Raw genomic sequence first — 12997 nt, 5'->3', positions numbered from 1 at the left:
CTTCCTTAAGCGGCCGGTGTTTTTTACTTGGGCGGCACGTTGTCGTGCTCGTATTGTTATTCGGCCACTTGTGTTGAGACTGACAGACTGAGTGTGCTCAGTACTTATTATCTTATACCCGCCGGACTTGAAGTGGCAGCGGTGTCCGCTGCGCCAAATCCGTTGGGGTGGCTATGCGTTTCGACTAGTTGAGCACATAATCAACCGGTTGCAAAATCGGTGGCAGCTCCGCCACGTTGAGCGCGTCCAAAACGTCACGTTCAATAATTCTGACCAGCGCATCCATTGGCAGATCGTTTTCATCACGGCCAAAGGGATCTTCCAGTTCGTCCCCAATCGCATCTAAACCAAAAAAGGTGTAGCTGACGATGGTGGTAAAAATCGGCGCAATCCAGCCCAACGGTTCTGCCATCGCAAACGGCAACAACAAACAGAAAATGTAGTTGGTGCGGTGAAAGAGCAAGGTGTACGGAAAGGGCAGTGGCGTACTTTTTATACGTTCACACGTTGCTTGTGCCTCCGACAGGTGTTGCAACCGCTCTTCCAGCACCACATAACGCCACTCACTGATGCTGCCTGCTTTGGCGAGCTTGGAATAGCCGCGACTGATATGGCGCAAAATTCCGTCGCTGACGTTGTGTCCGTATGTCTCTGCCCCTTGACTGAGCCAGTCTTTCGCAGCCTGATACTCATCTTCGTTACGCAGCCGCGCCGCCAACGCGTGGGTAAAACCGCACAGCTCTTTTAACAGCGACGTACGTAATGCTTCATCGTCAATCACTTCACTGGCGCGGGTAAATGAGCGCACTTCGGTAATCACGTGTCCCCACGCCTGACGACCTTCCCACCAACGTGAGTAACAGGCATTGTTACGAAAACTCATAAAGATGGACAGCGAAATACCCAACAAAGTAAACGGCGTGGCATTCACATGGGTAAAAAATGTCGGCAACATCCCTTCCACTAACACAATTAATGACGCCAGAGCGGTGATCATAAAACTGCGTTTAGCAATACGTTTTGCAATGGAACCTTTTAATGAAAATAAAATGTTCGTTAAATTAGGTTTAGGATGAACGATCATGATTTTTCCATGAGTAATAGTTTTAACGTTACTTTAAGCAGAATATTATTGTTGAAGTGTTCAATGGCGACAATATTCTATTTTAATCCTATTGATGATGCCGGTTGAATGGCATCTCACATGCTTTTTAAAAACGCTATTTTGTCGAAGGTCTGATTTAGCACACTGACAACAACGGATACAAAAACGGATACAAAAACGGATACAAAAACTGACTCGATTGCGATTAAAATCTGCATGTTTTTTGATCTGAATCAAGAGTAAGATCGAAAACACCCCGGGTCAAATCAGTTGTTTTTATCACGTGATAGAGCGTTTCTATCACGCGAAACCCATGGTTGGTTCCGTATTTGAAGTAAAAATAAGTGCCGAATTTAGAGTGAGTTACTCGAACAAGTGCATCGGTGTGCTTATTCGAAATGTATGCGTCTTGAGCGTGAGTCGAGATTAAAAATAACGTCTGCTTTCATTGAATAATGAATCAATAAATTACTTTTTGTGTGGTTATTTCTGCTTTGTCTGAGTGATAGATTTCGTCGATGATTAATTCAATAAGTTCAATTGGACGGTCGTGAAAATACGATTTACGCTCTAGGAAAATAAAAGGCACGACCAAAAAATATCGTTGGTTGTGTTTAATTACAACTCAATGAACCTTATTTATTTCGTGCATCTTTGTGCATCAATATAAGCACAAATGGTCGAAATCATATTTGCCATCGCTCACCGGTAAATAACGCATCGTTCATTGAAATTCCTAGAGAGGAGTGTCGTCATGAACCAAAAGGAACACATTAAAGCGTATCCCGGACCTGCAGCAGGCTGGGGCGCGCTCAAAGCGGTCACCAAAAGCTGGTTAGGCAGTGAGAATGCGTTTCGTAACCTGAGAGCGATGTTGAAAACCAACCAGAACGGCGGCTTCGATTGTCCGGGATGTGCGTGGGGTGAATCGCCGGAAAGCGGGATGGTGAATTTCTGCGAAAACGGCGCAAAAGCCGTCAACTGGGAATCCACCAGCCGTCTTGTGGATCCGGATTTCTTTGCCAAATACAGCGTTTCGGAACTGGCGAAACAAACCGATTACTGGCTGGAATACCAGGGCCGCCTGAGTCATCCGATGCGTTATGATTCTGAAACTGATCACTACGTCGAAATCTCCTGGGACGATGCGTTTGCGATGGTCGCACGCCATCTCAACGCGCTGGCGTCTCCGGACGAAGCGGAATTTTACACCTCTGGTCGTGCCAGCAATGAGGCGGCGTACATTTATCAACTGTTTGTGCGAGCGTTTGGCACCAATAACTTCCCTGACTGTTCAAACATGTGCCACGAAGCCAGTGGGATTGGCATGTCCGACACCATCGGGGTCGGCAAAGGGACGGTGGTATTTAAAGATTTGGAATTGGCGGATGCGATTTTTGTCATCGGCCAGAACCCGGGGACCAACCACCCGCGTATGCTTGAACCTTTGCGTGAAGCGGTTAAACGCGGCGCACAGGTGATCTGTCTGAACCCGCTCAAAGAACGCGGTTTGGAACGTTTCCAACACCCACAACACCCGATTGAAATGCTGAGCAACGGCTCGGAGCCGACCAGTAGTGCTTATTTCCGCCCCGCTTTGGGCGGGGATATGGCTGTGTTCCGCGGTATGGCGAAGTTTCTGCTGCAATGGGAGCGCGAAGCGCAAGCATTGGGTGAGGCGCCGGTTTTCGACCACGATTTTATTCGTGAGCACACGACGGGTGTGGAGGCTTACTTAAACGTTGTCGATCGTACCTCGTGGAAACACATCACTCAGCAATCGGGTTTGGGACTCGATGAAATCGAAGTGCTGGCGCGTATGTATCGCCGTGCTGAACGTGTGGTGATGTGCTGGGCGATGGGGTTGACTCAGCACCGTCACTCTGTGCCGACCATTCAGGAAGTGGTGAATTTGCAGCTGCTGCGCGGGAACGTTGGCAAACCGGGTGCCGGGTTATCACCGGTGCGCGGTCACAGTAATGTGCAGGGTGACCGCACCATGGGGATTGATGAACAGCCGCCGGAGTTTCTGTTAGATGCGCTGGAAAAACGCTTCCAATTCAAAGTGCCGCGCGAACATGGCCATAACGCCGTGCTTGCCATCAAGGCGATGGAAGAGAAGCGCGCCAAAGTGTTTATCGGCCTTGGCGGTAACTTTGCGCAGGCGACGCCGGATACATCACGTACTCATGATGCGCTGCGCAACTGCGAGCTGACCGTACACATCGCCACCAAACTGAACCGTTCACATCTGGTGACTGGTCGCGATGCGTTGATCCTGCCATGCCTTGGCCGTACTGAAATCGATATTCAGGCCAACGGCCCGCAGGGCGTGACGGTTGAAGATACTTTCAGCATGGTGCACCTCTCCTATGGCCAGCTCAAAGCGCGCTCGCCATCTCTACGTTCTGAGCCTGCGATTCTGGCGGGGATTGCCAAAGCGACACTGGGTAATTTCCCAATCGACTGGGACTGGGCGATCGCTGATTACAGTCACATTCGTGATTTGATCGCTGACACCATTCCCGGGTTTGAAAACTTCAATCAGCGTTTGCAGCATCCGGGCGGTTTTTACCTGGGTAATACGGCGGCCCGTCGTGAATGGAATACCGCCAGCGGGAAAGCGCAGTTTGCTGCGCCAGCGCTGCCGGAGCAACTGGTGAACGAAAACGTGATTCAACGCGGCGATGCGCCGGATCTGATCCTGCAAACCCTGCGTTCCCACGATCAGTACAACACCACGTTGTATGGGCTGGATGACCGTTATCGCGGCGTGTTTGGTATGCGTGATGTGGTGTTCGTCAACGCAGAGGACATTCGTCGTCTGGGCTATGAACCGGGCGATAAAGTGGACTTGGTGACCTTGTGGGACGACGGGTTGGAGCGCCGTGTCAGCGGTTTTGAACTGGTGGCGTATGACATGCCAACCGGGCAGGCCGCGGCGTATTACCCGGAAACCAATCCGCTGGTACCGCTCGATAGCTACGGCGACCGCACCTTTACGCCGACCTCCAAGTTTGTGGCCATCAAACTGGAAAAAGCCAAACCAAGCAGCGTGATTCCAACCACTGCACTGTAATTCGGTTTACTTCTGTTTATCTCATTGGCCCTGCCTTGTGTTGTGCGGCAGGGTCAGCGACCTCTGAAAGATTAAGGATTCTGGTATGTTTCATTTAGAGGCTCTCGACCTGGCGCGCATTCAGTTTGCGTTCACGGTGTCGTTTCACATTATTTTTCCGGCGATCACCATTGGGCTGGCCAGTTTTCTCGCGGTGCTGGAATGGCGCTGGATGAAAACCGGCAATCCGGTGTACAAAAACCTGTATCACTTCTGGTGCAAAATTTTTGCCGTTAACTTTGGCATGGGCGTGGTGTCCGGCTTGGTGATGTCGTACGAATTTGGCACCAACTGGGCGCGCTTTTCTGATTTTGCCGGCAGTGTCACCGGCCCACTTCTGACCTACGAAGTGCTGACGGCCTTTTTTCTCGAAGCCGGATTTTTGGGTGTCATGCTGTTTGGCTGGCACAAAGTCAGCCGCCGCATGCACTTCTTTGCCACGGTGATGGTGGCGATCGGCACGCTGATTTCAACGTTCTGGATCCTGTCATCCAACAGTTGGATGCAGACCCCGCAAGGCATTGAAATTGTGGATGGCCGCGTGGTGCCTGTCGACTGGTTTAAAATCGTGTTCAACCCGTCATTCCCTTACCGACTGGCGCACATGGCATTGGCTGCCTTCCTGTCGACGGCATTCTTTGTTGCCGCTTCAGCGGCCTGGCATTTACTGCGCGGTCGCAAGAGTGCTGAAGTGAAAAAAATGTTCTCCATGGCGATGTGGATGATTCTGCTGGTGGCACCACTGCAAGCGGTGGTGGGCGATGCACACGGTTTAAATACGCTTGAGCATCAACCCGCGAAAATTGCGGCGATTGAAGGGCACTGGGAAAACAAACCGGGCGAAGCGACGCCGTTGATCCTGTTCGGGATTCCGGATATGGACGCGGAGAAAACCCGCTTCAGCCTTGAAGTGCCGTATCTGGGCAGCTTAATTCTGACCCACAGCCTGGAGAAACAGATCCCGGCGCTGAAAAGCTTTGCGAAAGAAGACCGACCCAATTCAACCATCGTGTTCTGGAGTTTCCGCGTGATGGCTGGCCTTGGCATGTTGATGATTCTGTCTGCCCTGACTGCGTTGTGGCTGCGTCGCAAAGGCAAACTCTACGACACCAAGTTGTTCCATCGCTTTGTCCTGCTGATGGGGCCATCGGGACTGATTGCGCTGCTGGCAGGCTGGTTCACGACCGAAATCGGCCGTCAGCCATGGGTGGTGTACGGCATGATGCGCACCCGCGATGCGGCGTCGAACCATGATGTATTGCAGATGAGTATCACGCTGGCGCTGTTTGTCATCATTTACTTCTCGGTGTTTACCGTCGGGATCACCTACATGATGCGTCTGGTGGGCAAAGGCCCGACAGCGGTTGAGCAAGAACGCGTGAGCGATGACCCGCTCAGTCTGGCGAAATAAAGGAGGACAACATGACCATTCAAGGTATCGATTTATCCGTGATTTGGGCCGTGATCATCGCGTTTGGCTTGCTGCTGTACGTGATTCTCGATGGCTTTGACTTAGGCTTAGGCATTCTTTTTCCGTTCATCTCCGACCCGAAAGAGCGCGATGTGATGATGAACACGGTCGCGCCAGTGTGGGATGGCAACGAAACCTGGCTGGTGTTTGGCGGTGCGACGTTGTACGCCGCATTCCCATTGGCGTATTCCGTCATTCTGGAAGCGCTGTATCTGCCGCTGGTGCTGGTGTTAGCAGGGCTGATTTTCCGTGGCGTCGCGTTTGAGTTTCGCTTTAAAGCGTCAGCGAAATCGCGTCACTGGTGGGATAAAGCGTTCATTGGTGGCTCGATCATGGCGGCGTTTTTCCAAGGCGTCGCACTGGGCACTTACGTCGCGGGCATTCCCGTGGTGAACCGCCAGTTTGCCGGTGGTGATTTTGACTGGTTGGCGCCGTTTCCACTGCTGTGTGGGTTGGGTTTGACGCTGACCTACGCGCTGCTGGGCAGTACCTGGTTGCTGATGAAAACCGACGGCATGCTGGAGAGCAAAATGCGCCACTACAGCCGCCCGCTGACTTACGCGTTGATCGTGATGATTGCGATGGTGGCGGTGTGGACCGCGTGGTTAAACCCGCAAGTCGCTAACTTATGGCTGAGCGGTCATCACTGGGTCTTTACGGCGTCAGTGGAAGTGTTGGCGGTGATTGCCGTGGCGCTGATTCTGCGTAATCTGCGCAAACGCCACTCTTACAAACCGTTTGTTGCCACGCTGTTTTTGATTGCACTCGGCTATGTGAGTCTGATGATCAGCATTTGGCCGACCATCATTCCGCCATCGGTTGACTTCTGGCAGGCGGCGTCACCGCTTTCCAGCCAACTGTTTGCGTTGATAGGCGTGCTGTTTATCCTGCCCGTAATTCTGGCGTACACCGCTTGGGGTTACTACGTCTTTCGCGGCAAAGTGCAGGTGGGCGAGGCGTATCACTAACACCGTCCCGCCCATAAAAAGGGCTTCAGATGACACTGATAGACAGGATGACGGAGTTATCTGATCAAACTCCCTGAGTGAAGAGGTATCTCAGCACGACCAGATCAGGAAAGAGAGGTTTCAAGAGCAAAATGACAAGCTCGATCTTCAGCTAAGAAAATTGAAACCATCTCTATGCATCACACACATTATTTTTTAAATGAAATCCGCGCTAGACAGGCGGATTTCATCTACAACGTGTTTGCTAGAATCTTAGGTTCACAAACTCATGATCTTTTTGAACTCTTCTTCAGAGTACTTTTTCTCAGTGCTCTTAGTTAAGTCAGTCATCATTTTGTAACGGATGTCCGTTGCTATGTCCAACGTACGTTTAAGCTGTCCATAAGAATAGTCAGCGGCCATATCTAGTGCAGCTTGTTTATCCTCTTTGTACATCGTCGTTAGTGTCTTATCTAAATTCGCGACTTGTTTGTACAAGCGTATTTCTTCCTTATCCCAAGTTTCCTTAAGTAGAGGTAGATACTTGTCTGGATTCGCCGCTGCGAGTGCGGTTAAGCTTCGGAACTGCCAGTATGCGGAGTCGTCGCTATAGGTGTCATCACCAACTTGGTACGCTTTTGGATAGTCGGTCAACGTCGAGTAAAGGGGGACGAGCACAGATTCAGGAAGTACGCCAAAGCTTTGCCAGATAACGCCCTGAAGTTCTTTTGGCATTTGCTCTCTTAGCTGAATAATATGCGATTCTACCTGACGCTCTACGCGGATTGGACGTGTGCTCTTCCCTTCCAACACGGTGCCTTTGTAGGTCGCACTCAATAACTCTGCGACATCCTCAACTGAGATTTTCTCATCTGGCTTCATAAACAGTGGGTACTGAGCGATGCGGCTTTGCTGATGTTTTGAAGGCGTTAGCATCTTTTGTCCTAACCATTCTCGGTCGGTATTGTACTCATCGCCAACGACGCCAAACGCTTTTGCGAAGTTAAATGACGTCTTGTCCGCCTTGTCGAGTAACTTGTGATCAGAAACAAACTCAAACATGCCTTTTGAGTGCAGGACATCTTTACTCGATAAATCCACACCATGAACACGTAAACCGTTAGCAATCATTGCGTAGCTATCATCAGGTACTTTTACTGCGATCCAATGGTGACCTGAACCGATCTCAAACAGCCAAGCTTCATTGATATCGGCAATGTACAGGCTGTTTCCTTCACCAGCACCATAGGTCTCAACGTAGTTGCCAAGTAGCTCAACCGCTTGCTTAGCACTGGTAGATTGAGGAAGAAGTAGGGTAGGAATGATGGCTTCGATTACGCCATTTTCGACCAAAGGATCGACTTTCGCGACTTTCTCGTTGATCTCTACGCTGGTTGTCGCCGAAATAGCGACATTGTGCTCATTGACGCCGCGTTCTTCGTAAAATTTACCGTCGCCATCGACAGTTTTGGCATCCCAATCTGGTATCGCTGAGTAGGCGAAGAAGTGTTTAGGCATAGGAACAACAAGTCCGTTACCCAGCGTCCAATCTCCCTCTTCGTTGTCCTGTGCAGGGCGATACTCTAAATACTTGTTCCAGTTATTGATACCAAAGTCTTCGTTGCGGGCAATCATAATACTGCCGTCGGTTGAAGCACCTTTACCAACGATGATTCCGGTACAAGCGAGAGCGTTGCCACTAAGCGCAATGGCCACTGCGCTGGCTAAAAAAGTTACAGACCAAGTTTTCATCTTTATTCTCCGCATATCATGTGAAAGAACCGAAGTTCATGTCTGTTGTATTTGCAGAATTTATTGTTGTTATCTCTACCGGGTCGGTTCTCAGGGGTAAGATAAATAAGATTGAGATCCAACTCGAGTAGTATTCATCAGAATGTTGCATTTGGAGTGTAACTGCCAAGAAGAACAAATATTCATCAATTGATCACATAAGTAGTATTTGTTTTTATGGATAATTATTTGAAAAATATGCGTTTTTGCATATTTAAATATAGATAACTTTCGCATTGAAAGTGAGGGGAAAAGCGTCGTGCTGAACATTTGAATGTGCAGCATCTTGAAAATCGAGGCATGCTGATGGGTGTTGAACAACCAATGTCTCAGGCCAAGCTGACGCGTAACGAAATGGATATGTTGAAGGATTTAATCCATATCAGGATGGGTTAAGTGGCGAGAGTGCGATGCAATGAAAAAGGAACGCTGAGCGTTCCTTTTTGCTATCTATTGAGTCAACAGCCAGCGGGCGGTGGTTTCGTCGGTGACCAAACCGTTGATCCAGCGACCGCGCAGCGCGGCGAGAATGGCGGGGCGTTTGTCTTCACCACAGGCAGCGCCGATGCGTGGGCAGTCGTTGCTGCGAATATCATGGCTGGTGATGAAGGTGTTGATGGCGCAATCAATCACGTCACCTTGGGCGTTGATGAAGCGGCCGAGAATTTCTCCCACGGCGCCTTGTTGATTTAGCTCGTCGGCCTTATCGGCGGAGATAAAGCCATCTTGGATGATTGGGCTTGCTTTACTCAATGAGCCAATACCGATAAACACCACGTTGGCGTTGCTGGCAACGGCGGCGACTTCTTCAAACACACGCATGCCTGTCCAAACTTTCAGTTCATCGGCTGACAGGGCGTAACGCGGTGCAGGCAACTGGTAATAGTTGGCGCGAATTTTCCGCGCCAGAATCAGCGGTACATCATCGTAGTAGTTACATTGACCATTCACGCCCATCGCGCTGATCAACGCCACGCATTGGCTATTGGGCGATTCGAAATCAATCCGGTTGATCGCTTTTTTCAGCGTCAGTCCCGAGCCGATACCGATGATTTGATTCTGTTGGTCTTTGACGTATTTCGACATCAACTGAAAGCAGCCAAACGACACGTTATCTAAGGTTTCCTCGCCGCTGGTGGTCGGGACGATGTTGCACTCCACCAGTTGATACTTCGCTTTCAGCAGTTCTGCGTAATCTAAACAGGTTGAAATCGGGTGGTGCAGGCCAACCGAAACAATGCCTTCCTCTTTGGCCGCCGCAATCAAACGTTGTACCACCGGACGGGATAAACCGAGTTCAGACGCAATATCGCTCTGATTGCGGCCGGAGATGTAATACATCCAAGCGGCACGCACCATTTGGTCGGTTTTAAAACTGTCGTCTCTTGCCACGTTTCATCCTTACTATTCAATGTCTTGCGCCTGTTCTAAAGCTTTGATTTTTCGTCTTGGGCGCGCGAATACCTCGTATCTTCTCGCGAACGCTTGCGGAGTGCAATAGCTATCAATTACTCACAAATGAACAAAAGACCCATTAGCGGTCTTTTGTTCATTTGTGATCTATGGCTCTTTATTTGATAATTTGATCGATTAGAGTGGCGTCATTCAATAAGAACGAGGAATCATCATGACAAACCAATACACGTGGCTTCACATCGGTCTGGGTTCATTTCACCGCGCGCACCAAGCGTGGTATCTGCACAAATTGTTGGCATCGGGCGATCAACGCTGGCATATCGCTGCGGGCAACATTCGCAATGATGCCGAAGCCACCGTCGACGCGTTGCGAGCGCAAAACGGCGAATACGTGCTGGAAACCGTGAGTCCGGCGGGTGAGCGTCACTACGAAGTCATCAAGTCGATTCAAACGCTGCTGCCTTGGCAAGCTGATCTGGCACCGCTGATTGACGAAGGGGCCAAAGCGCAGACGAAAGTCATCGCTTTTACCGTGACCGAAGGGGGCTACTACCTCAAAACCGACCATACGCTGGATGTCGACAGTGCGGTCTTAAACGCTGATCTCAACGGCGGTCATCAAACCATTTACGGCACCGTGACGAAAATTCTTGAGCGCCGCATGGCGGACGAGGCAGGCCCGGTGACGCTGCTTAACTGTGACAACGTGCGTCACAACGGCGAACGTTTTCGCGATGGGTTGATGGAGTTTCTGACGCTGACTGGCAAAACCGATGTGTTGCAATGGGTGAAAGAGAACACCACCTGTCCGAATACGATGGTCGATCGCATCACGCCGCGCCCAGCGGCTGATCTACCGGCTCGCATCAAACAGCAAACGGGCATTGATGATCAAGCGCCCGTGATGGGCGAAACCTTTATTCAATGGGTGATTGAAGACAACTTTAAAGACGCTCGGCCAGCGCTGGAAACGGTGGGCGTTGAAATGGTGGATTCAGTGATCCCGTATGAAGAAGCGAAAATCCGCATTCTCAACTCATCGCACAGCTGCATTGCGTGGGCGGGCACCTTGCTGGGGCAGTCGTTTATTCACGACAGCACGCTGACCAAGAGCATCTACAAAATTGCGCATGATTACGTGACGCAGGATGTGATCCCTTGCTTGGGTGACAACGGTATCGACCTGCCCACGTATCGTGATGTGGTGTTAGAGCGTTTTACTAACCCATACATCAAAGACACCAACCAGCGTGTGGCGGCAGACGGTTTCTCGAAAATTCCGGCGATGATCACCCCAACGATGATCGAGTGTTACCAACGTGGCGTCGCGCCGCAAGCAACCGCGATGTTGCCTGCGTTGTTCTTCGTGTTTATGCAGCAGTGGCACCAAGGCAAGCTGCCTTATGAGTATCAAGACGGCATTCTGGATGCGGCGGCAGTGCATGCGATGTTTGAGTCGGTAGACCCAATTGCAGTCTATGCACATGACAAAGCATTGTTTGGTGAATTGGCTGAGCGCGCTGAATTTGAAGCGCTGCTGCGCGAAAAAATCGCCGCCGTTTACCCCATGATTCAGTAAGGAGCAGGTATGTATTTAGGAATTGACCTTGGTACGTCGGAAGTGAAAGCGCTGGTGATTGATGAGCACGGTGAAACCGTCGCCACGCACAGCGCGCCGCTGACGATTCAACGCCCGCATCCGCATTGGTCTGAGCAAGCGCCGCAAGAGTGGTGGGAAGCGACTAACTATCTGATTGGCGCGTTGCGAGAAAAGTGCACCGAACATTGGGGCGCAATCAAAGCGATTGGCCTGTCGGGGCAGATGCATGGTGCTGTGTTGCTGGATGACCACGACGCAGTGATTCGCCCGGCGATTTTGTGGAACGACACGCGTTGCCACGAAGAGTGCGCGGAACTGGAAGCGGCAGCACCGGATTTGCATGACATTGCGGGCAACTTGGCCATGCCGGGGTTTACCGCACCGAAGCTGATTTGGGTGCGTAAACATGAACCGGAAAACTTTGCGCGCATTCAGACCGTGCTACTGCCAAAAGATTATCTGCGCCTCAAAATGACCGGACGCAAAGTCTCGGATATGTCGGATTCGGCCGGCACCTTGTGGCTGGATGTCGCCAAGCGCGATTGGTCCGATGCGCTGCTGGATACATGCCAACTGACGCGCGCTCAGATGCCTGAATTGGTGGAAGGGTGCGATGTGTCGGCGTCGCTCTCGGCGGAGATGGCGCACAAATGGGGCTTGAGTCCATCGGTGATTGTTGCTGGTGGCGGCGGTGATAACGCCGTGAGTGCGATTGGTGTTGGCGCGGTAAATCCGGGCGATGCGTTTATCTCCTTGGGCACATCTGGAGTGCTGTTTGTGGTGAACGAACAATATCGCCCCGCGCCTCAATCGGCGGTGCACGCGTTTTGTCATGTATTGCCACAGCGTTGGCATCAGATGAGCGTCATGCTCAGTGCCGCCAGTTGTTTGCAGTGGTTCTGCCGCATTGTCGGAACGACCGAGGTGGAACTGCTGGCGGACATCGAGCAATTGAGTGAGGAAGAAAAAGCCAAAGCGCCGCTGTTCTTGCCTTACCTCTCTGGGGAACGCACGCCGCACAACGACCCGCAAGCCATGGGCATGTTCCACAGCATGAGCCATTCAACCCATCGCGCGTTGTTGGGTTATGCCGTGATTGAAGGTGTGAGCTTTGGGATTGCCGATGGTCTGCGCGTCTTGCAAGACAGCGGCACCCAGATTGACCAGTGTTCGTTGGTCGGCGGGGGCGCTCGCAGCCCATTCTGGGCGCAATTGCTGGCAGACACCCTTGGCCTGCCGATTGTGACGCACAAAGGCGGTGAAACCGGCGGCGCACTGGGCGCAGCGCGTCTGGCATGTTTGGCGTCCGGTAAAACCGTGGCACAGGTGTGTAAAAAGCCAGACATTCACCGCATTTACCAACCTTGCGCGGATCGCAAGCCCGTGTTGAGCGAGCGCTATGCCCGGTTCCGCGCCCTTTATCAAAACGATTTGGCCTTACGGTCATAACCTCGGCCATTAAGAGCCTATTTAAAAAGAATTTTTAGAAGAATCATCACAAACCTCATGGACTGCGCCCCTGCAAAGGGGCGTGGGATTCCTTTACCCT

General features: G+C 51.3%; 8 protein-coding genes. 5 read left to right on the top strand and 3 right to left on the bottom strand.

Translation table 11 applies throughout. The features are described from left to right. Positions 1 to 184 precede the first annotated feature (184 nt). Positions 185 to 1084 carry a bestrophin family protein gene (locus tag VFA_RS11120; RefSeq protein ID WP_004726920.1) on the bottom strand — a complete coding sequence of 300 codons (900 nt, stop codon included), beginning with the start codon at positions 1082 to 1084 and terminating at the stop codon, positions 185 to 187. Positions 1085 to 1859: 775 nt separating this feature from the next. On the opposite strand from VFA_RS11120, the gene VFA_RS11115 reads away from it, so the two are divergent. From VFA_RS11115 to cydB, 3 genes are all read left to right on the top strand, one after another. Beyond that, positions 1860 to 4184: an FdhF/YdeP family oxidoreductase gene (locus VFA_RS11115; protein WP_004726918.1), complete on the top strand. Its 2325-nt coding sequence runs from the start codon at positions 1860 to 1862 to the stop codon at positions 4182 to 4184. 85 nt (positions 4185 to 4269) lie between these two features. Continuing rightward, positions 4270 to 5634 (top strand): cytochrome ubiquinol oxidase subunit I, encoded by a 1365-nt coding sequence (locus VFA_RS11110; protein WP_004726917.1) that lies wholly within the window; start codon positions 4270 to 4272, stop codon positions 5632 to 5634. Between the two features lie 11 nt (positions 5635 to 5645). Further along, complete coding sequence (cydB, locus tag VFA_RS11105) at positions 5646 to 6662, top strand: cytochrome d ubiquinol oxidase subunit II (protein ID WP_004726912.1); 1017 nt, start codon at positions 5646 to 5648, stop codon at positions 6660 to 6662. Positions 6663 to 6920: 258 nt separating this feature from the next. Here the strand turns inward: cydB and VFA_RS11100 are convergent, their stop codons facing one another. Continuing rightward, entirely contained in the window at positions 6921 to 8393 is a 1473-nt protein-coding gene (locus tag VFA_RS11100) for a C69 family dipeptidase (RefSeq protein WP_004726910.1), read from the bottom strand. Between the two features lie 489 nt (positions 8394 to 8882). Then, positions 8883 to 9824, bottom strand: a complete 942-nt coding sequence (locus VFA_RS11090; RefSeq protein WP_004726908.1) for a sugar-binding transcriptional regulator — start codon at positions 9822 to 9824, stop codon at positions 8883 to 8885. Positions 9825 to 10059: 235 nt separating this feature from the next. On the opposite strand from VFA_RS11090, the gene dalD reads away from it, so the two are divergent. After that, complete coding sequence (gene dalD, locus VFA_RS11085) at positions 10060 to 11427, top strand: D-arabinitol 4-dehydrogenase (protein ID WP_004726907.1); 1368 nt, start codon at positions 10060 to 10062, stop codon at positions 11425 to 11427. A 9-nt stretch (positions 11428 to 11436) separates the two neighbouring features. Next, a complete protein-coding gene (xylB, locus tag VFA_RS11080; protein WP_004726905.1) occupies positions 11437 to 12897 on the top strand; it encodes a xylulokinase in 1461 nt (486 codons plus the stop codon). Positions 12898 to 12997 lie beyond the last annotated feature (100 nt).

The sequence above is a fragment of the Vibrio furnissii CIP 102972 genome (genome assembly GCF_000176175.1).
Taxonomy (GTDB): Bacteria; Pseudomonadota; Gammaproteobacteria; order Enterobacterales; family Vibrionaceae; genus Vibrio; species Vibrio furnissii.
This window is presented reverse-complemented; position numbering and strand designations above follow the sequence as displayed.